This is a genomic window from Photobacterium sp. WH24 (genome assembly GCF_019204055.1).
In the GTDB taxonomy this organism is placed as follows: domain Bacteria; phylum Pseudomonadota; class Gammaproteobacteria; order Enterobacterales; family Vibrionaceae; genus Photobacterium; species Photobacterium arenosum.
In genome coordinates, this window is record NZ_JAGSOZ010000007.1 from 112,176 (window position 1) to 132,508 (window position 20,333).

A 20,333-nucleotide genomic window follows, 5' to 3' on the forward strand; every position below is an offset into this window, starting at 1 on the left:
GGTTTTCCTGCGTCACGAATATTTCTCCTCCCGATTTGCTGAGTGCATGCATTATCCCACCGCCAGACAGCGTGTCTCAGCTTTGAGAGTGAAAAAACCTCGCAATTTGAACTAATTAATGAAAACTTTTCTGCGCCCCCCTTATTACTCAAAAAAGCTCCAATCGTTGAAATATGCTTACTGAGAAAGGAATAAATTAATCCAACTAGAGGTGGCAAATGAATAAGCCATTTTGGGGTTTTACGCTTAATCTGGGAATTATTGTAACGCTGACTGCCTGTGGTGGCGGCTCAGGCAGTGATTCTGGCGATGCATCAGGTGGCAGCGGTCAGCTTGAACACCAGGCCAGACTGACCTTCGTCAATACAGCCCGCGAGCAAGTGAATGTATTTGTGCAAAACGGCTCAGATGCGAGCACTACCAGTTTGTTCACCACAGGTAATATGCAAGGAGGCCCGATCAGCGACAGCACACATCGCGAGTATATGCACCGTTGGGGCGGCAGTTCAGCCCAGCCTGTCTCCATTGGTATCTGGGACACCAAATACCAGCTGGAAGAAGAACCGGCGCAGACAAATACCCTGCTCAACAATGGTGAGGACTGGTGGACGATTGTCTGGCTGGATGGGGAAACCACCAATAGCTTCAGAGTGACCTCTATCCGACGCGATAACGACGATGACGTACCGGATGATCAGTACGGGTTCAGAGTCTTTACCAACACAGACATCAAAATTGATTACCAGTCAGCCACAGCCACTGGCTCAACCAATGTTGCTGCAGGTAAAGTCTCGTCAACCATATTGATGGCAAGTTGTGGTGATAAGTTTGAAATTTCAGCGACCAAAGGTCAGGACGGCGAGGTGGTAGATCCGCAGCAACTGGATCTTTGTTTACCTAACCTGGAGCCAGGGGATACCTACCTGCTGATTACCAGTGATGACACCATTCTGTACACAGTCGAAGAATAATCGCAGGCAACAAGCGATGGCAATAATAACAACATCAATGCATCCACGATGACATTGGGCAATCAACAATAATAATTGGGAAAAATGCGCATTCGCCAATACGGCAGTTTTTACTCGCAAGGAGAGCCTACATACAACAAAGCGGTCGGTGTTCTCAGTCACTCTATGTCATGCGCTTTTTGGGGAAAGCAGAGTGCATAATGAGGATAAGCACCCACAGATTCAGTAGGCAGCGGTGGCAACGCCCCAGACATTTTATATGTCTGGGGCTCTTTTCATTATGCCGTCACCAGTTCCGCCTGTTCAGTGCGTTTCAAAAACGCATAGGTGGCCCCCGTCAGAATCGTACCTGCTGCAATCGCGACCAGATACATCAGCACAGGTGTAATGGCGTTAGGAATGAACAACACAAACAGACCACCATGCGGTGCCATCAGTTTTGCCCCAAACAGCATAGACAATGCACCGGTTAACGCGCCGCCAGCCATGCAGCTTGGAATCACTCGCATGGGATCACGAGCGGCAAATGGAATCGCCCCTTCTGAGATAAAACACAGTCCCAGCACGAAAGAGGCTTTACCCGCTTCCTGCTCAGGCTGTGAAAACTTACGCTTAGCCAGGAAAGTGGCCAGACCCATGCCAAGCGCCGGTACCATACCGGCGGCCATCACGGCCGCCATCGGGCCATAGGTTTGTGATGCCAGCAGACCGACACCAAAGGTATAGGCCGCTTTATTGACCGGGCCACCTAAATCAAAGCACATCATACAGCCCAACAGAATGCCCAGCAGCACAGCGTTGGTTGAACCCATGTTGTTCAAAAATTCAGTCAACCCGTTCATGGCCGCAGACACCGGACCGCCAACGATGTAGATCATCACCAGTCCGGTGATCAGGCTGGCTAGCAGCGGAATGATAAGAATGGGTTTCAGTGCTTCCATCGAAGAGGGTAAACGCACGTTTTCTGCAATCAGCTTGGCACTGTACCCCGCCAGGAAACCGGCAACGATACCACCAAGGAATCCGGCCCCGGTTGAACTGGCCAGCATACCGCCAATTAAGCCCGGTGCCAGACCCGGACGGTCCGCGATAGAGTACGCGATATAGCCCGCCAGCACAGGAACCATCAGTGCAAAGGCCGAGCCGCCACCAATCTGCATTAATGCCGCAGCTAAGGTGCCCTCTTCTTTGAACGCTTCAATACCGAACACAAACGACAGGGCGATAGCCAGACCACCGGCAACCACCAATGGCAACATGTGCGATACGCCCGTCATCAAGTGCTTGTAAGGACCGGTTTTCTCTTCTTTGGCTGACGGCGTGGCCGCGCCGGAGGCTTTACCATGAAACACGGAAGCCGAAGCAAAAGCATTGTCGATTTCCTGTCGGGTTTTCTTCAATGCGGCACCAGTACTGGTTTTATACAGTCGCTTTCCTTCGAAACGAGAAAGATCCACTTCTATATCGGCAGCAATGATCACCAAATCAGCCGCTGAAATATCTTCAGCCGTCAACTGGTTCTTGGCTCCCACCGAGCCACGGGTTTCGACTTTAATGCTATACCCCTGGCGTTTGGCTTCTGCTTCCAGCGCTTCTGCTGCCATAAAAGTGTGTGCGACCCCTGTCGGGCATGCCGTAATGGCAACAATGTGCTGAGCCGCAGAAGTTGATGCGGACTCTGCAGCGACGGGCTCCGCCTGCTCCAGCACAGTTGCCTGTGATACCGCCGATTGCAGGAAGGCATCAGGATCAGCCAGGCAGCCTGCCATGCCGCCGCGATACACTTTTTTACCAACAAAACGGCTCAGATCCACCGGGCAGTCTGCAATTACTACCACAGCATCTGCCTGCTCTATGGCGGTTTGTGACAGCGGTGTCACCGGCATAATACTGGACTGGGCTTCAATCTCAGCCTGCCAGTTCAGTGCATTGGCCGCCTGTTCCATTAAACCGGCCGCGATGACCGTATTTGCGATTCCGCTCGGGCAAGCGGTCAGTATTGCTATCTTCATGTCGTCACCTTTGTCATTCAACAATTCGCGTTTTGGCCAACAGGCTGCTGGTTACTGATCTGAACACTTTCCAACGTTTGGTTAAGCAACCCGGCATCAGGTACGCCGACCCCTACCTGGGTCACTGCCAGTGCCGACAAAGCCGTCGCAAACGCCAGTGTTTCTTGTTTATTCCATTGATTGAGGTAACCCCAGCATAAGCCAGCCACCAGGGTATCCCCGGCGCCAACGGTGCTGACGACCTCCATGCCTGGCGGCTGTGAGTACAGCCAGCCAGATTCATCCAGCCACATCACGCCTTTTTCGCCCAGCGACACCACAACATTCGCGATATCCTGACGATAGAGCGTTTCCGCGGCGCTTTTCAGCTCAGCGGGTGTTTCCAATGTCTTGCCGTACCAGGCGGACATCTCTTCATCATTGGGCTTCACCAGCCAGGGCGAAGCCGTCAGGCCGGCTTTCAGGGCCTGATTACTGCTGTCAAACAGCACCTTTTTGCCCTGCTCTTTTAATCTTTTGATCCATTCCGCACAAACTTGCGGGCTCAGTCCCGCCGGCAGACTGCCTGCAATCACAAACACCTCATGCTGCTCGGCCAGCTCAAACAATTTGTTTTCCATGGCGGCAACATCGTCCTGGCTGACTGTCACACCGGGAAAATTGATGTCACTGACACGGCCACTGGCTTCAACCAGTTTGACATTAATCCGGCTTGCTCCCTGCACACGGACAAACGCGTCTTCAATACCGTACTGGCTGAAGAGTTCACAAAACGGATCCTGATTTTCAGTTCCCAGCAGTCCGGTCACAGTCACAGCGGCGCCCAGCTCGGCCAGTACACGGGCGACATTGACCCCTTTTCCTGCCGGGTGCAGAGATCCTCGTTCGACCAGATTGACCGTACCGGCCTCCAGCACGGATAAACTGCCGGTCAAATCCAGCGCCGGATTGAGATTGACCGCCACCACTTTGGGTTGGGTGTCATTTCGGGTTGCCTGAGTGTTCATCTATCTGCCCTCACCCAGTCCGGCAGCAATCGCATCACCGATGGCCGACAGGGCTTCAGGGGCATCCGAGCCGTCAGCCATAAATTCCAGTTCATGACCATGCTTGACACCCAGCGCAATCACTTTCATCAGGCTCTTGGCATTGACAGATTTACCGTCGCCCTGCAGATTTTTCACTTGAATCGCCGATTCGAATTTCTTCGCCACACTCACCAGCATGGCGCCGGGGCGGGCATGCAGGCCGTGCGCATTGCGAATCTTAAACACCGCAGTGTTAGCCTCATCGCTCGCCGCTGGCTGAGCGTCTGTAAACAAGGCCGACAGTTGTGCCGCATCGGCTTCAAACAGGGTGTGCAGCTGGTTCTGGTACATCTTTTGCGCCAGCAGGTTCAGCGGTTTATGACAGGCCGCGTTACAGGCAGCCAGCATGAGCAAGCCTTTCACCGGTTGTTCTTGGTGGATGGATTGTTCTTGGTGGATGATGTCTTGTGACGGCGTCACAAAAGACATGGTCGTACGGCTTACCCCTTTGCTGCTTCTGGCCAGCCACAGTCCCTGCCCCAGATACGAAGCGCCCTCAGCTATCACATCAGCAACAAATGCGTTATCGGCTGCCTGCTTATTTTTAATCAGGCCAGCTGCTACCGCTGTCAGCTGCAGTAAATCGGTCGCAGGAAAATGCAGGGCAATCAGTGACTCATCAAAATCGGCTTCCAGCTGAGTGTCGCCATTGAGCAGTGAGATTAAAGCCTCAGCAGTGTTAGATTGCCGGATCTGCTCTGCCACACCATCTGCCGACAGCACTTTCGTCAGTTGTTTCAGTATCCCGAGGTGTTCGTCCGATTTCGCAGCAATGCCAATCGCCAGATACACAGTATTACCGTCACCCCAGTTGACACCCTGCGGGTAGTGATGAATTTTCACCCCGGTTTGCTGGACAAGATCACGGGTATCGGTTGTCCCGTGAGGAATAGCAATCCCGCTACCGAGAAAGGTCGAATTTTGCGCCTCACGGGCCAGCATGCCTTTGACATAGCCTTCAGATACCAAGCCTTGTTGTGTCAGTTCACCGGCAAGGGCCGATATTGCCGCGGTTTTATCTCTGGCTGATTGATTCAGCACTATGTCTTGCTGCGTCAGTGACAACATATGTTTCACTCCCCTGTTTGTTCTCACCGGCTCTGGAGGCCGGATATACTGAATGTTTTGTCTGATAACCGATTCATGCTCAATGACAACTTAAGCCAAGCTGAAACGATTCAGCAACGAGGTAAATAAAAAGTTTCAGCGATGTACCAGAAAGTATAGAATACCTGATAAGACAGTGCTGAAACCTTTCAGCTATGATGCTGGATCGATTCAGCAAGAATTGCAAACATTGGACATTGGATCCGTTTTCAATCTATGATCCACCACACACTTTGCCAGATTTTCGAGTGAATGAGACACGATGAAGCTAGATGAAATTGCCAGACTGGCGGGCGTTTCCCGCACGACGGCCAGCTATGTGATTAACGGCAAAGCCAGCCAGTACCGGATCAGTGAAAAGACCCAGCAAAAAGTCATGGCCGTGGTTGATGAACACAACTTCAAACCTGACCATGCGGCCAGCGCGCTGCGGGCAGGCAGCTCACGTTCGCTGGGCCTGATCATCCCGGATCTGGAAAACTCCAGTTACGCAAAATTGGCCAAGCTTCTTGAGCGTGATGCCCGCAAAGCCGGCTACCAGGTGATTATCAGCTGCTCTGACGATGAACCAGAGACAGAAATGAAAGTGGCGCAGACGCTGGTCGGGCGGCGTATCGACGCTCTGATTGTGGCGAGCAGCTTACCTGCTGACAATGGTTTTTACCGCCAGATCCAGGATGCCGGTGTCCCGGTTATCGCGATTGACCGTGGATTGGATGATGAATTTTTTGCCTGTGTAATCAGTGAAGATCACGATGGTGCTTATGCGCTGACCGAGCAGCTCATACAAGCTGACACTGCTTCTATTGGCCTGATTGGCGCCGTGCCGGATCTGGGTATCTCGCAACAGCGGGAAATGGGATTCCATGCCGCCATCCGTGATCACCGGCCAGACATAGCCGTCAATACGCTGTATGGCACGCACTTCAGCCCTGAAGAAGGCCAGCGCCTACTGCAGACCTGGATTGACAGCGATCAGGTGCCGGACAGTATACTCATTACCTCCTACACCCTGTTTGAAGGCATGCTGGACTGTTTTCTGTCCCACCCCAAGCTGATGGCCACCATCAAACTGGCGACCTTTGGCGATCACAGACTGTTGGATTTTCTGCCGATGCGCATACATTCTCTGCCACAACAGTTTGAAGATATTGCTGACAGCGCACTGGAACTGGCACTCAATGCCACCGCGGGACGGTACCACCCCGGCGTCGAAGTGATTCCGCGGCAATTAAAAATTCGCTGAAGGAAAGTAGGAATAACCAAGCTGACGCACCCAAGTATACGCATCGTCTCTGTGCCAGGCGCGAACCTGCGGGTAAGGTTCGCCCTGTGCCGGGTCTGTCATTTTCCTCTCCTCCGTCATTTCTGCGCAGGCGGAAATCCACAAGGGAGGCAGCATTTTATCGAAAATATTACTAAGATTTCGGCGAGAATAAGCACTAACTCTCAACCTCACAAAGCTCTGCATCATAGCCTACACAATTAAAGCTTCTACCTAATACGTTCTCTAATTTTATTATTTGATTTTCATCTAAATCAGCACAGTTTCCTTGTAAAGGAAAACCTAATAGATCTAGTACATCGTCATCTTTAAGTTCTAGCAATTGATGTTCAACAACTAACTCTTCTGTTTTTTTGTCAAATAATTCTAGTATATACATGTTATTTCTCTATTTTTCTGGATGGATCTCGAGGTTTATTTTGCTCACCCGTTATATGGTCAAATTCTCCGATGTGCTTGCCATTTTTATCATAAACTTCGACCTTGCCATGCTGTGAATCCCACTCATAAATATGTTTTTTATCTTTCCATCGCCTTCTCTTTGACCCTCCCCCTTGAACACTGGTTTTAGACTTTACACGTATTGCATCAGGAAATGCAGGTAACGGCGGTGTTCCATCAGGTGCAAGAAAAAAATGTATATCCCTATTAAGTTTATTAAATACCAAATAAATCGGCGCAATCCCTGAATCGACAGGGAACACCAAAATCGCATCGCTCCAGTGGGCTTCTTCTGCGGCAGGATAGGTTTCAACCGTCGGGGTTGGAATATCTGATATCGGTGTGGTGTGAATATCACCCGTCTCAAAACCGTCGTCATGATCCGGTGTCAGTTGCCACTCTGGCTCGCCCTCTTCATTCGGCGTCCAGGTAATATGCGGGCCGTTTTCCTCCAGCGCAACTGAGTAGCTGTTGGTCTTTTGATCCAGTCCGACATAACGTACCGGAATGCGGGTGTCATCCATGTGATACGCACGGACCTGCGGGTAAGATTCGCCCGGTGCCGGGTCGGTCAGGCGGATGCGGTTTGAATGAAGGGAGACATTTGCCAGTAAATCGGGTTGAGGGGAGAAATACACGCCACAATCAATGGAATTCACCAATTGTGGCGTGCTGTACGTTGATTACTCAGACTTGAAGCAGGGTAAGCCCTGCTCGGCGTACCAGCGTTTTAATTCGTTAATCACTGCTTGAGGCGAGTCTTCAATTCCACATTTGGTTGGATAGAACAACAAATCACACCCTTTTGGATGACGAACATGCTCTTCAAAAAAGTCCGCCAGTGTGTCGACGTCTTCCTCTTCGGCTTCAATGGTCTGCTCCAGAATTTCGAAGAACTCAGCTTCTGTGTAGTCCTGCAAGCTATTTTTCATTGTTAACATTGAGTCTCCCCTTAGTGCCATGGATCTCCCCCCAATGCAGGCGAGGTGTCACCACTCTTAGATTGTCCAGGTCATATACCGTCCCGCCGTGCTGGATTTGCTCGACGTGGTGCAACGAGAATTTCTTTAATTTTTTTTCTTTTCCAGGCGCTCCCCAGTGAAACTCTTTTTCTGTAGCTGGCGCATTACCTTTGCGTATGAGTGCCTGGTTACGACGATTAAACTGACTCATCAGCTGTGGATCTTTAGCCACCTCCAGCCAGAACGCAGACTGGAGTTCGGAAAACCGGTTGAACTTTTGCCCTCGCAAGGCAGTGGCGATGTGAGTAGGAATATACTGCCCCTGACCTTCATCAGCCGCCTTGCCCAGCCAGTAACCATCTTCCCACGGTACATCTTTTCCTTTACCTGTGACAACACCCGGTTGATTACGCCTGTCTTCTTTGTAAACAAGATAAATCGGCGCAATCCCTGAATCGACAGGAAACACCAAAATCGCATCGCTCCAGTGTGCTTCTTCTGCGGCAGGATAGGTTTCAACCGTCGGGGTTGGCATATCAGATATCGGTATGGTGTGAATATCACCCGTCTCAAAACCGTCGTCATGATCCGGTGTCAGCTGCCACTCTGGCTTGCCCTCTTCATTCGGCGTCCAGGTAATATGCGGGCCGTTTTCCTCCAGCGCAACGGAGTAGCTGTTGGTCTTTTTATCCAGTCCGACATAACGCACCGGAATGCGGGTGTCATCCATGTGATACGCACGAACCTGCGGATAAGATTCGCCCGGCGCCGGGTCGGTCAGGCGGATGCGGATCCGGCTTTGCACGCTGTCCAGGTTGTGCAGTTCTTCTTCGGTATGCTGGGTGTCGTCATCGTGCCAGATTTTTCGCTGCATCATCAGCACTGAGGTAATCCCGCCTGAGGTCATCAGCCGATAGTCGTCCAGCACACTGCCGAGTTTACCGGTCAGCCTGATGAGAGCGTTAGCGGCATCCTTATTGGCCGAACTGAGTGCCTTGTTGCCAACCGCGCCGCCAGCACTGCTCGCAAGTGCTGACTGGGTGGCTTGCTGTGCCTGAATAACTGCGATTGGATTGGCATGAGCCGAGCTGAAAAACCACGAGAACGGCCCGAAATGGGTGATCGGCTCTGGCGATGTACCGGCGTCTGTGCATCCTTGCGGGATATCGCAGGATTTGGCAAACACCGGCGCTACCACCGACTTGATACGCACGACGGGAATGTCTGCCGCCAGCCCGCTGGGATACATCGGAATGATGCTGGTGTCTTCAATGCACGAACCGTCGTAGTGATAGCAAGTGTTGAGCGGCTGATTAACATCGGCTGGCGGCACCGGCGGCCACTCCCTGACCGGCTCGGAGGCAGCCACAGCATCCGGTGATTGTACTGTCAGAATATGTCCCGCCTCCAGCAACAAGGGGTTTTCTTCATAGCCTGGATTCAAATCCAGTAATTCGCGGGCGGTCAGGCCGTATTGCTGTGCAATATCAGACCATGATTCCCGCTGTCCGGTGGCCGGATCGCGCTGTACCGTATGAGAGCTTGTTGACTCAGTCTGACGCTGCTCATTGCTACTGTTTTCCCGCACAACAACAGGCTCTTTGATGGCATCCAGCAGCGCACCGAGATCGATTTTGACGCCGTTTTGTACCAGCCAGTCTTCACTCAGATTATCCAGATGCAGGCGGGTGATCCGCTCGCGGCGATAGACCAGATACTGATTGTCTGCCTTCTGATCGCCTCGCTTCCACGGCAGTAGGATGGCACTCTGTGCACCCTGATAAAGCGCATCACTGAGTTGATCATGAGTGGAATACGTCGCCTGAAATGCCCAGCGCTGATTACCAAGAATCTGGTATTCCTGCACCAGCTTATCGTCACAAAAATGGTAGAAGTAACCCTGTGTGGGGTGGCCCAGACGACCGTCAATTTCCACCGCAGGCATCACAGCCACGAAGGCGTCCTGCGCCTGACCGGCTCCTTTGGGATGAACGGTCACCGGCTCAACCGGAGTCACACCCAGCGATGAGCTGGCGCGGATCACGTACAAATGTTTCGGCTCTTCAACCCTGACCTCTGTGGTGTGGCGATAGCCCTGTTCAATCGGTTTGATTTGCCAATTTGTCCGCCAGTCTTCTGCTTCGGTGTTGCCTAACGCAAATTCGCAAGTGCTGTGCTGGTGCAATGACTCTGCCGAACAGGACAGATCAAAACTGTACTCAAACTGTGCCACTGGCTCCGGGTCTTCCCCTGCCGACGGCGGAGGTGCAAGGGTGGAGTAATCCTCAAGGGGCGCATAAGCCGCCCTGGGATATCTTCGCTTCACTGAATCGTCATCCGCACTCACAATGCCTCCTTAACAAAAAAGCAGCTATATCAAACATTTTGCGCAAGATTTTACCACTGGGAAGCGGTTGCGGTGTGACGGTTTTTGAGGGGGTTTGTCAGTGAAAATAACAGGTTGTTGGTTGCGAATTGCCGGTTTGGGTTGTGGAAATGAAAGAGGCGTGAGGTTTTAAGAAGCTATCTTAATCAATACCCAGTCAGTTCCATAAAACCTTGTCCGTTTTGGCTGCCGGAAGCGGTCACCGGGCCTTCCCAATACGGGAAAAGAAACGGCAGTAACTGATCTTCCCTTTGCGCCTGCACATCGAGATCGATCTGTTGTGCAGGCACTTGCAGATGCCAGCGGGTCGGAATTTCCCTGCCGGAGAGTGTGCTTGTCGCTATCGGTGTCAATGAAGCCTGATCAGAAGACAGGGCGATTGAACGGCCATCCGGCCAGCTCAGGCTGCCGAAGGCAAAAGGAACATGCTGCGTACTGCGGAGCTGATAAAGCATTAATGCGCGACCATCATCCAGATGGAGAGAAAACCAGTCCCAGCCGGTTTGATGCTCAGACATCGCCTGGCTGCTCCATTCTCGGTCAAACCAGCCCTCACCTTTCACCGCTATTGTCTCGCCGTCCAGTGTCACAACCCCGTCCAGTAACAAAAATGGCATGCTGTAGTAGTAAGACGCCAGCCGCGGATCCTTGGGGTCTTTCTGGCTGTAACCCGCCTTACCCTGTCTGACCAGGTTGCCATAGCTCCGGATATTGAGCGTTGCGGCCATGCTGCTATCGCTCATGCTCGTATCACTATTAGTGTGAGCATCGGTGTGGGCATCTGAATGACTGTCTGAAAACGTCAGGGTGGCGGGAAACGGCGATGACTCCTGCCCCTGCCAGCGCCAGTTATCCAGCCAGAGACGATACGGTTTTCCTTCCACACCGGCCTGACCAATGCCGCCGCGGGCAAACCGCTCTGCCTGCCAGCGTTTCTCCGCCGTCGTCACCACCGCATGCGCCATAAACCGCTGCGTATCTTGCCAGCCAGTGGCGCCTTCAGAGCCTGAAAGCGGCTGAGTGGCGATGCGAAACAACGTCCATTGCACCGCAATCCATTGGCCTTGTGCCGTTTCCAGGTTGGCTGTCAGATACCACCATTCGGTGCGAAACCCCGGATGGCTCAAGTGATCCCTGGGAAACACCAGAGGCAAACCGGGCAAGACCTGTTCAAAACCAGCCTGGCTCTGCTGCGACAGTATGTCTGCTGCCCGGTTTTCTGGCACACTCGTTGGTTCGCACCCCGATACGCCTGACAGGAGACACAGAACAAAAACAAGCGGTTTGAACCGCGCATCAGCAAGCAGCATCAAAATGCCTCCCTGAGCGACAGCATGGCTGAGCGCTTAACCAAACGCCACACCGGCCAGGCACCGGCCAGCAGCAATGCTGTCAGCGCCGTCCCGAGTGTCAGCAGGTACTGAAGCGGGAAAAACTGCACAGGCATGGTCCAGCCAAAAGAATACTTAAGCACCACATCGATCAGCAGTTGTGCCAGCAGCAATCCAAGGGGTAAAGCAATCATTGCCGTCAGTACGCCAATAGCAGCTAACTGCCCCCCGCCCAGCAAGGCCAGTTCTTTACCTGTCATGCCCATACAGCGCAGTAAAGCAAACTGTCTCTGGCGCGATAGCTCACCTGCGATTGTTGCAATAAACAAGCCACCGATTGACACCAACAACGTGAGTTTACCCAGCGTGGCTGTGACGACGAAAGTGCGGTCAAACACCGCCAGTGCCTGTGCCATGATATGTGCGTTATCGCGAACCTGATTAGACTTCAGGCCAAATGTTTCCTGCAAGCTGTCCTGAAACACGGAGGTGTGATCTTTGTTGTCCAGGTGGATGGCAAGACTGACTTTGCCATCCTGCTGGAACAGCCTGTGCCATTGCTCATCAGACACAAAGATCTGGCTGTACGGGTTGCCGTAATCATAATAAATCCCGGCCATCAGCCAGTTCTCTCCCAGCCTTAACGGTAAATCAACACGCTGGCCGGGCTGCCATCCCCTTTTCAGCGCCAGAGATTCACTGGCCAGAAACACTTTATCCGTGCCGTTGTTCTGCAGCGCAGACCAGTAGCCGTCTAGATGTTGTTTCATGGGCAGCGACTGTTTTTCACCGTCTGAACGGCCAACACTGAGCACCTGCAAGGTGTGTTCTTTCAGCTCGGCAGGGACTTCCTGTCGCCAGCGCCACCAAAGCTCGGTCACTTCAGGCTGTTCAGCAGCCCAGTTTGCTATTACCGGAGCCTGAGCCGTGGCAGGCTGCACATAGATATCGGCAGCCAGCCTCTGGCCCAGCCAGGTCTGAGTTGCCTGCCGAAAGCTGCCAACCATGGTATCCATGCCTATGGTGGCTGCCAGCGCCAGCATAAACGCCATCGCCGCCACGCCCCGGTAACTCAGGCTGGCGGCGGCATCACTGAAAAACCAGCGCAACCGTGGCGATTTCAGGCATCTGGCAATGGCCTTAAAGGCCGCCCACAGTATAAATGGCATGATCAAACCCGCCGCCGCTAACAGACAGCCAATCAGCACAAAGCCGGCAAACTGGCTGTGATCGACAAAGTAGACAATGATGGCAGCAATAATAAATACGCCGGACATGCCAGCCTGCCAGATAAACTCTCGCCAGTTGCCTCGTACCATAGTCATATGCGCAGTCAGCCTGATCGGTTGGGTACGAATCAACCTCATTAACGGCCAGCCACAAGCCAGCAAAGTACCCAGAACAGCGATAACCAGACTCAGCGCCCCCCATTGCCAGTGCCATCCCGTTGTCAGCGCAATATTCGCCTGATAGAGATCACTCAGTGTCACGGCGACAGAAGGTAATAACTGACGGGCCAGAAACAGTCCCAGCAGATTGCCGCCCGAGACGCCAATCATCAGCCAGATGACCACTTCAATGCATAAGGCGCCCGCCAGCTGTCTGCCCGTCACGCCAGCCTGACAGAGTAAGCCAACCAGAAACTGACGCTGGGTTAACGACAATGACATGGCCTGATAGAAGATGAACAACCCGACGACAAAAGCCAGCATCCCCATAGCAAACAAATTAAGGTGAAATGCCCGGGTAAGCGGTTCCAGCTGTGCACTGTCGTTTTCCGTCAGGATCAGACCGCCGGGCAACAGGGTATTGATATCCTGTTGCTCCTGAGCGCTCAATGCACCGCACAGCACGGCAGTGAAGCCGGAACGGGGAAATAACTGCCTGACCAGCCCCATATCAGCCAGTAGGCGCGAGCCCTGAATCCGGTTGTTGCCCACCAGCACCAGACGTCCAACTGCATCGCCAGAATCCAGCCTCAGTAGCTGGCCCTCTGTCAGTCCTTTTACCGCGGCCAGTTCGCGATTTATCCATATCGGATAAGGCTTTTGTGTCAGGGACAGTGCTCCCGTCAGCTGACCATTAGACTGCGCGAACGGCAACATAACAAACGGGTCGATACCTGCCAGCGTCAGCTCACCGGCTTCAGCCGTCTGAATCCTGTGGGTTTCGAGGGGGACACATTGTTTATATCCCAGTCGCCTCAGCTGAATGTAAAAGCCCTGTGGCACAGTCATTCCTGCCTGATGATGACGGATGGCATACTGAAACGGGTTATCAAATAACAGCTCGCCTTGCCTGTAGCTCGATTTGGCCTGCTGATTGACCGCCAGCACGCCGACGAGCAGAGCAACGCCCATCATCAACCCCAGCAGCAAGAGCACTATCTGAAGAGGGTGGCGCCGGTAATGCCCCCACAAAGCATTAAAGACGGGGCTTCGCATTCAGTACGCCCCCTTTCAGCACTATGCTGGAATTCATGTAGGAGGCAACCTGCTTGCTGTGAGTCACCAGCAGCAAGGAGCAATTTAGCTGCTCACAAAGTCCGGTCAGCAATCGCATGACAGCCTGAGCATTGCGCTCATCCAGACTGCCCGTCGGTTCATCAGCCAGCAGGATGTCGGGCTCCATATATAAGGCCCGCGCAATGGCCGCCCGTTGCTGCTGACCACCTGACATTTCCTCCGGATAGCGCTTAAGTAGAGGTTTTAAATCCAGTGCAGAGACAATCGCTCGCCACAATTCAGGCTTTTCCGGCCAGCCTTTCAACTGGCGGCAGAATTGGATATTGTCTTGTGTTGTTAAAGTAGGAAGCAAATTAAACTGCTGAAAAATAAGGCCAATATGATGACGGCGAAAAGCCGTGCGTTCACGTTCTGTCACGGCATGAATCGGGGTATCTGCCAGCCAGATTTCACCTTGGTCTGCCTTATCCAGCCCTGCAATAAGATTGAGTAATGTACTTTTTCCTGACCCGCTTTCCCCCATCAATGCAACCTGTTCGCCCCGCTGTAATGTCAGTTCGGCTCCCTGAAGCACAGAATGAAACTCATTGCCATCCTGATACCCTTTGCAGAGATCAATCAGTTTCAACATCCTTTTTCTCCAAGCGTGAATCGAATGATGCCAAACCACCTTTAAGTATCATGGGCAGACAGCCAATAGTGACTATGCTCTCACATTGGAAAACGGATTAATTTACGTCATATCAAACAAAGCTCATTGCTACTGAGGTGTTCACTTCAACACTCATCACTTAGTGTAGTATATAGCGCCAGCAGGCTTGTTCCTGTCACATTGCGCCAAGCCTCTCTTTTATAGAGCAAAAAAAAGCACCGCCAGGATGGCGATGCTTATAATTTTCTGTTGGTGTTGTGGTCTACCCAATCAGTCATCCTTTGTCTGAATAAAGAAAAAACTGATTATCATGCGATAACATCCGGATCGGAAGTTATGGGATGAAACTTTAACCTGCCACCAAATTATTCATCCAGGCTTTTGAGCGTATGCGTATGCTGGAACCGATGATTTTCACCACTTCCTCCAATACCAGCATGGCGTAAACCCATTCCAGCGGAAGTTTCAGCACAAAGGCACAAAATGCAGTCAGTGGGATCCCTATCATCCATTGCGCCGCAATATCCTGATAAAAGCAAAAACGAATGTCGCCACCTGCCCGTAACACGCCAACTATCATGGTCATCGGCAAGCTTTTCACTATCATACCGACGCAAAAAATCATGAAGAAATGTTCGGTCAACTCCCGGGTTTCCGCTGTCATGGCAGCAAACAAATCCAGTACAGGATCGCGGCTCAGAAACATCAGTCCAGCCGTGACCACAGCAAAGCCAAAATTGATCACAGTGACGGCCCAGGCCTGCCGGTAAGCCTGAACCATGTTACTGCCGCCCAACTGATTGCCAATCAGTACGGCTGATGCATTGGAAATACCAATCAGCATCGCCAGCGCCATCGACTCGATAGGCGTCATCACCGATAAGGCCACCAAACCATCGACACCGGCCTGCCCGATAATGACGTGATACATGAAGATCCCGCCCGACCAGGCAAGATGGTTAAAAGTAGTAGGCAGCGACAATTTCAGGAAGCGGTTTATCATCTGAGCATTAAGTACTTCAGGAAACAGCGACCAGCGCAGCGCAATCGGGTGATCCTTGAGATGCAGATAACCAAATAGCAGCGCGATTTCGACCAGACCACTGATCGCCGTGGCCCATGCTGCACCGGCAATACCATAAGCCGGCATCCCCAGATTACCGAAAATCAGTACCCAGTTCAGGAACAGGTTAAGCGCAATGCCTACGGCACTGAACAGCGTGCTGATCGCAGGCTGATGCATAGCCCGTAAACCCACAGAGACACTGCTGCCCCACGACACAGCGTACAAACTCACGGCGGTAATTTGCAGATACTCAGCGCCCCGGGCAATCACCTCCGGGTTATTTGTCGCCAATCCGATAACCTGCTCAGGAAGCACAAGAAATACCAGCGCAGCCAGTGTGGCGACCAGGGTTGTCATGGTCAGCGTAAGCGCAACACTTTGCTTCATCCCGTGCTGATTGCCAGCACCCCAATACTGGGCCGCCAGTAATGCACCCCCCGTCGTCACACCAAACAGCATAATAGTAACGACAAACAGTGCCCGGCCAGCAATACCAATTGCCGCCACATCCAGTTCATTTAACTGACCCAGCATCAGAATATCGACCAGGCTACGGCTGGAAAACAGCATAACCTGTAAGGCAATAGGAAAAGCAATCGCCAGCAGGCGACGGACAAACACCCCTTCAAATAAAGGAGAAGCAGATGGCGACATACATATTCCTGAAAAATAAGGAGAGAACAAGAAAAGCGACAGGCCCGGATTTTATACTGGCCCTTTCAAATCACAAGTTGAAGTCACAAGTGAATGACAACCTGAACCGACCTGTTATTTACTCTATCTGACAGGCTACAAACCGTGATAAACATAATAAAAATATAAAAAATGCAGCGACTTCGCTGCACTTTAATGTCTCTTACTCTGCTGCTCGCGTGGGAAGTTCGGGAAGATAGTCACCTGCATTATCAGGATAAAGAATATATTCACCGTGGTATTTCACCAGCGACTTATAGTCAGTAACCTTGTACAGCAGTAATCCTTGCTGATAGGCCAAATCAATGCATTGCTGGATATTGCCGCGAACATAAACAGACAATGGCTTAGCCAGTCTTCCTGCCTCATCAAATGCTTCATTTGACTGCTTCGCACACACCACCAATGACGCCTGACCATCGGTGTGGTGCGTCACTTTTCGGTTCACTTCGTATTCTGTCGCCACCACCCAGTCGAGCTGCAGCAGCGCACTGTAAAACCTGTCCAATTGTTCAGATTTCACCGGACTGGTGGTGCCTTCTTCAGTCAGCACACCCGACAGCGCCCATGCGAGGTGTTCAAACTTCAGCTTCAGCTGTGCCTGCTTACCCATACTGCGTGCCATCTGCTGCCAACCCAGCAATGTTTTCGCCACACAATGATCATAGCGTTGCTGTTTAATCACTTTGGTGATCCAGGCACTCATAAAGTGCGTTTCACTCACCGGATTGTTGGGAGTTTTGCCTGCTGTAACAGAAGACTCCAACTCAGCCAGACCTTCATCCACCAGTTTGTTCAGCTCTTGATAAAACGCAGCCATAATTTTCTTTCAAATACTCTTATTCAATCACAGGTCATCAGGCGTCTTTCGCCAGTCCCCAATAAAACAAGCAGGCTAAGACTGCACAAACGGCCATCGTTCCTGCCAGCGGCCAGGCTGTGGTATCTGGCATCGCCGCTACAATACCGCCCACCACAGTACCTGTGCCGAAACGCATTGTACCAGCCAATGACGAAGCCGTACCCGCCATATGCGGATACTTGGCTAACAAACAAGCCATTGAATTACTGGCAACGGTAGAAATCGCGCCCACAAACAGCATTACCGGTACCACAACGCCCCACAGACCGAGTTCAAGCACCTGTCCTGCAATCAACCCTGCCCCGGCGATCAATTGAATGATCAGGCCCAAACGCAGCATATAATGCGAGCCCATTTTACGTACCAGCTTGCCATTCAAGGTGGTCATGACAATCAGACAGATCACGTTCAGACCAAACAACAAGCCAAAGTTTTCGGTGCTGACATGATAAAGATCGATGTATACAAAAGAGCCGACAGTGAGGAAAACGAACATCCCCGAAAACGAAAAACCGCTGCTCACCACCAGACCGAGCGCGGGGGCTGATGTCAGCATGCGCGCATAATTTCTGAGTGTGGAGCCTAAGTTAAACGGCAGTCTTTTTTCAGCTGGCAGGGTTTCGGGGATCATTTTTAACACGGCCAGAATGACAAGCACCGAAACCAGTGCAAGAAACCAGAAAATGGAACGCCAGCCGAACCAGACAGACAGATACCCACCTATCATTGGCGCAGCCAATGGCGCAATTGTCATCACTAAGGTGACAAAAGACATGGTACGGGCGAACTCTTCCCGTTCAAACATATCCCGCACCAGCGCCTGAATGATAACGGCGGCAGAGGCACCGGCAAAGCCTTGCGCGGCACGGATCCAGGTCAGTTCATTGATGTTATGGCTCATTGCACTCACCATTGCCGCCAGTGCGAAAAGCATCACACCGATTATCAGTACCGGGCGACGGCCGTAGCTGTCTGAAAGCGGGCCATGAATAAGCTGTCCAACGGCAAAGCCGGCGGTATACGCTGTTAGAGTCACCTGCACCAAACTGGGGCTCACGCCCAGATCTTTCGCGATAGTTGGCATAGCAGGCAGGTACATATCAATTGCCAGCGGTGTGAGTGCGGCAATTGCCCCCAGGATGAGGATCAGCGAAAAGCTCAGGCCTGGACTGTCAGATTTATTCATAAACCACTTATTAGCATATTGAAAAGGAAAGGGAGTGATTGTACGACAATTTCCGCTACTTAAATCTTTCCCGACAGGAAATGATAAGTTTCTTTTTATAGTGTACTAGCGAAAAATTGTGATGCGCGTTATCACAACGTTCAAGTATTGACCAAAAAATCGCATCTATGTTGCCTGACAGCGAATTTTCGCTGTTTTTCTCTGCAACCTGAACAGAACAAATAGCAGGTATTAAAAAGGCGTCGATACCCTACAGGGCCGACGCCTTCTCGCTTTACCGCTAAGTCGTTTTACCACTAAGTCGCTATAACACTGAGTCGCTAAGCCGCTAACAGATTAAAAGCTGGCGATTTCTTCTTCCGTTAGAGGACGATACTCACCAGGTTCCAGATCTTCATCCAGCACGACAGCGCCAACCTGCTCACGGTGTAACGCCACCACTTTATTACCGATTGCAGCGAACATGCGCTTCACCTGATGGTATTTCCCTTCAGAGATAGTGATCAGTGCTGCGCACTCCTCAAGAATCTCCAGTTTTGCCGGTCGGGTCAGATCTTTCTCACCGCGCAGCTGTACACCTTCGGCGAACTCCTTGATTGCAGAGGCCGGAATTGGATCGGCCGTTTCCACGTAGTACACTTTCTCGCAAACGTGGCGCGGCGAGGTGATGCGGTGTGACCACTGGCCATCATCCGTCAGCAGCACCAACCCTGTGGTATCCGCGTCCAGCCTGCCCGCCACATGTAGTTTTTCCGGGCTGACTTCATCGAGCAACACAAAGACGGTCGGATTAAAGTCATCCACATGCGAACAAACGTAACCCTGAGGTTTGTTCAGCATAAAATATTTCGGGCCCGTCATGTGCAGCGTGCTGCCATCAAACTCAACGTCACAGTCATCCGTGATTTTCAGCGCACCGGTTTTGACGATGTCGCCATTCACTTCTATTCTTTTTTCTTTGAGTAATTTACCGGCTTCCTTGCGAGTAATTCCCAGGGCGGTACATAAAAATTTGTCAAGCCGCATTGCAGGCTCCGAGTGGTGCAAAAGCGCCATTATAAAAACCTGACCTGCGTGATGCACGAAAAATCTCAAACCTGAGCCGGCTGAAGCGATATCACTAATTGCAACCCTTGATCACAAATTTTTACATCGCATTGCCTGAACTGCCACTAAGCTCAAAAAGTAGAACATTTCTCCATTTTCACGGTCTTCACTTATAGACAGAGGGCATGAGTTATCCGTATAAACACCTGAACAACTCACCACTGTGCCATGAAAACACCGAACAACTAAGGTTGACTTATGAACATCTCACTTGTAGCGCCTAGCCTGTCTTCTGTGGACATGCTGCTTACACTAGTTGGGGAACTCTTTGAATATGAAGTCCTGCCACAAAAGCGTGAGCAAACCACACAGGCAGTACACCAGATGTTGAACAATCCTGAACTGGGTCAGGTTTGGTTTATAGAAATTGAACATGAAGGCAATACTATGATTGCCGGACATATTATCCTGAGTTACAGCTTCAGCCTTGAGCATGGCGGACGAATAGCCCTGATAGATCAGTTCTACCTGAAATCCGAATGGCGCCAGCAAGGAATAGGCACTGAGCTCATGCCTCAGATTGAACATCACTGCGCAGAAGCCGGTGTGCATGCACTGACTCTCGAAGTGAACATAGGTAATAAAGGCGCCCGCAGCTTCTATGAGAAGCACGATTTTATTCCGCGCCGCCAGTTCTGCATGATGACCAAAACCATCAAGCCCACGAAACTGCCACTGAACATGGCTTCGTAATGATTGACCACCGGGGCTCATTTCTC

At 51.7% G+C, this 20,333-nt stretch carries 17 protein-coding genes; 3 read left to right on the forward strand and 14 right to left on the reverse strand.

Going from position 1 to position 20,333, the window contains the following annotated elements; all coding sequences use genetic code 11:
- Positions 1-218 precede the first annotated feature (218 nt).
- On the forward strand, positions 219-971 hold the full coding sequence (locus tag KCG43_RS10460) for a hypothetical protein (protein ID WP_192016622.1): 753 nt from the start codon (positions 219-221) through the stop codon (positions 969-971).
- A 278-nt stretch (positions 972-1,249) separates the two neighbouring features.
- Here KCG43_RS10460 and fruA read toward each other — a convergent pair whose 3' ends face one another.
- From fruA to fruB, 3 genes are read right to left on the reverse strand one after another with little or no spacing between them, the layout of a single operon-like run.
- A complete protein-coding gene (gene fruA / locus KCG43_RS10465; protein WP_218384701.1) occupies positions 1,250-2,983 on the reverse strand; it encodes a PTS fructose transporter subunit IIBC in 1,734 nt (577 codons plus the stop codon).
- A gap of 17 nt (positions 2,984-3,000) precedes the next feature.
- Positions 3,001-3,990: a 1-phosphofructokinase gene (gene pfkB / locus KCG43_RS10470; RefSeq protein ID WP_218384703.1), complete on the reverse strand. Its 990-nt coding sequence runs from the start codon at positions 3,988-3,990 to the stop codon at positions 3,001-3,003.
- Positions 3,991-5,139 (reverse strand): fused PTS fructose transporter subunit IIA/HPr protein, encoded by a 1,149-nt coding sequence (fruB, locus tag KCG43_RS10475; protein WP_218384705.1) that lies wholly within the window; start codon positions 5,137-5,139, stop codon positions 3,991-3,993.
- 301 nt (positions 5,140-5,440) lie between these two features.
- On the opposite strand from fruB, the gene cra reads away from it, so the two are divergent.
- Positions 5,441-6,424, forward strand: coding sequence for a catabolite repressor/activator (gene cra, locus KCG43_RS10480; protein WP_218384707.1), 984 nt, complete (start codon positions 5,441-5,443; stop codon positions 6,422-6,424).
- 196 nt (positions 6,425-6,620) lie between these two features.
- On the opposite strand, the gene KCG43_RS10485 is transcribed toward cra, so the two are convergent.
- From KCG43_RS10485 to rsuA, 11 genes are all read right to left on the reverse strand, one after another.
- Positions 6,621-6,842 carry a hypothetical protein gene (locus KCG43_RS10485; protein ID WP_218384708.1) on the reverse strand — a complete coding sequence of 74 codons (222 nt, stop codon included), beginning with the start codon at positions 6,840-6,842 and terminating at the stop codon, positions 6,621-6,623.
- 1 nt (position 6,843) lies between these two features.
- Positions 6,844-7,563 carry a colicin E3/pyocin S6 family cytotoxin gene (locus tag KCG43_RS10490; protein ID WP_218384709.1) on the reverse strand — a complete coding sequence of 240 codons (720 nt, stop codon included), beginning with the start codon at positions 7,561-7,563 and terminating at the stop codon, positions 6,844-6,846.
- 24 nt (positions 7,564-7,587) lie between these two features.
- The gene (locus KCG43_RS10495; protein ID WP_218384710.1) at positions 7,588-7,845 is read right to left on the reverse strand and encodes a bacteriocin immunity protein; all 258 of its coding nucleotides are present in this window, start codon (positions 7,843-7,845) and stop codon (positions 7,588-7,590) included.
- Complete coding sequence (locus KCG43_RS21515) at positions 7,826-10,213, reverse strand: S-type pyocin domain-containing protein (protein ID WP_218384711.1); 2,388 nt, start codon at positions 10,211-10,213, stop codon at positions 7,826-7,828. The genes KCG43_RS10495 and KCG43_RS21515 overlap by 20 nt, the downstream gene beginning before the upstream one ends.
- Positions 10,214-10,398: 185 nt before the next feature.
- A complete protein-coding gene (locus KCG43_RS10505; RefSeq protein ID WP_218384712.1) occupies positions 10,399-11,562 on the reverse strand; it encodes a lipocalin-like domain-containing protein in 1,164 nt (387 codons plus the stop codon).
- Complete coding sequence (locus tag KCG43_RS10510) at positions 11,562-14,027, reverse strand: ABC transporter permease (protein ID WP_218384714.1); 2,466 nt, start codon at positions 14,025-14,027, stop codon at positions 11,562-11,564. Before KCG43_RS10510 ends, KCG43_RS10505 begins: the two co-directional genes overlap by 1 nt.
- Entirely contained in the window at positions 14,008-14,679 is a 672-nt protein-coding gene (locus KCG43_RS10515) for an ABC transporter ATP-binding protein (RefSeq protein ID WP_192016603.1), read from the reverse strand. The genes KCG43_RS10510 and KCG43_RS10515 overlap by 20 nt, the downstream gene beginning before the upstream one ends.
- Before the next feature lie 370 nt (positions 14,680-15,049).
- A complete protein-coding gene (locus KCG43_RS10520; RefSeq protein ID WP_218384716.1) occupies positions 15,050-16,420 on the reverse strand; it encodes an MATE family efflux transporter in 1,371 nt (456 codons plus the stop codon).
- Between the two features lie 202 nt (positions 16,421-16,622).
- Positions 16,623-17,279, reverse strand: a complete 657-nt coding sequence (locus KCG43_RS10525) for a DUF2913 family protein (protein ID WP_218384718.1) — start codon at positions 17,277-17,279, stop codon at positions 16,623-16,625.
- Between the two features lie 37 nt (positions 17,280-17,316).
- Entirely contained in the window at positions 17,317-18,507 is a 1,191-nt protein-coding gene (locus KCG43_RS10530; protein WP_218384719.1) for a Bcr/CflA family multidrug efflux MFS transporter, read from the reverse strand.
- Between the two features lie 336 nt (positions 18,508-18,843).
- On the reverse strand, positions 18,844-19,533 hold the full coding sequence (gene rsuA, locus KCG43_RS10535) for a 16S rRNA pseudouridine(516) synthase RsuA (RefSeq protein WP_192016599.1): 690 nt from the start codon (positions 19,531-19,533) through the stop codon (positions 18,844-18,846).
- A gap of 279 nt (positions 19,534-19,812) precedes the next feature.
- On the opposite strand from rsuA, the gene KCG43_RS10540 reads away from it, so the two are divergent.
- On the forward strand, positions 19,813-20,307 hold the full coding sequence (locus KCG43_RS10540; protein ID WP_027252305.1) for an N-acetyltransferase: 495 nt from the start codon (positions 19,813-19,815) through the stop codon (positions 20,305-20,307).
- The last annotated feature ends 26 nt before the right edge of the window (positions 20,308-20,333 follow it).

Bases quoted from the DNA above. Each gene is read 5' to 3' on its own strand.
- KCG43_RS10520 (WP_218384716.1), bottom strand. From the start codon at position 16,420: ATGTCGCCATCTGCTTCTCCTTTATTTGAAGGGGTGTTTGTCCGTCGC.
- KCG43_RS10515 (WP_192016603.1), bottom strand. From the start codon at position 14,679: ATGTTGAAACTGATTGATCTCTGCAAAGGGTATCAGGATGGCAATGAG.
- pfkB (WP_218384703.1), bottom strand. From the start codon at position 3,990: ATGAACACTCAGGCAACCCGAAATGACACCCAACCCAAAGTGGTGGCG.
- KCG43_RS10525 (WP_218384718.1), bottom strand. From the start codon at position 17,279: ATGGCTGCGTTTTATCAAGAGCTGAACAAACTGGTGGATGAAGGTCTG.
- KCG43_RS10485 (WP_218384708.1), bottom strand. From the start codon at position 6,842: ATGTATATACTAGAATTATTTGACAAAAAAACAGAAGAGTTAGTTGTT.
- rsuA (WP_192016599.1), bottom strand. From the start codon at position 19,533: ATGCGGCTTGACAAATTTTTATGTACCGCCCTGGGAATTACTCGCAAG.
- KCG43_RS10530 (WP_218384719.1), bottom strand. From the start codon at position 18,507: ATGAATAAATCTGACAGTCCAGGCCTGAGCTTTTCGCTGATCCTCATC.
- fruA (WP_218384701.1), bottom strand. From the start codon at position 2,983: ATGAAGATAGCAATACTGACCGCTTGCCCGAGCGGAATCGCAAATACG.
- KCG43_RS10460 (WP_192016622.1), top strand. From the start codon at position 219: ATGAATAAGCCATTTTGGGGTTTTACGCTTAATCTGGGAATTATTGTA.
- KCG43_RS10505 (WP_218384712.1), bottom strand. From the start codon at position 11,562: ATGCTGCTTGCTGATGCGCGGTTCAAACCGCTTGTTTTTGTTCTGTGT.
- fruB (WP_218384705.1), bottom strand. From the start codon at position 5,139: ATGTTGTCACTGACGCAGCAAGACATAGTGCTGAATCAATCAGCCAGA.
- KCG43_RS10495 (WP_218384710.1), bottom strand. From the start codon at position 7,845: ATGTTAACAATGAAAAATAGCTTGCAGGACTACACAGAAGCTGAGTTC.
- KCG43_RS10540 (WP_027252305.1), top strand. From the start codon at position 19,813: ATGAACATCTCACTTGTAGCGCCTAGCCTGTCTTCTGTGGACATGCTG.
- cra (WP_218384707.1), top strand. From the start codon at position 5,441: ATGAAGCTAGATGAAATTGCCAGACTGGCGGGCGTTTCCCGCACGACG.
- KCG43_RS10510 (WP_218384714.1), bottom strand. From the start codon at position 14,027: ATGCGAAGCCCCGTCTTTAATGCTTTGTGGGGGCATTACCGGCGCCAC.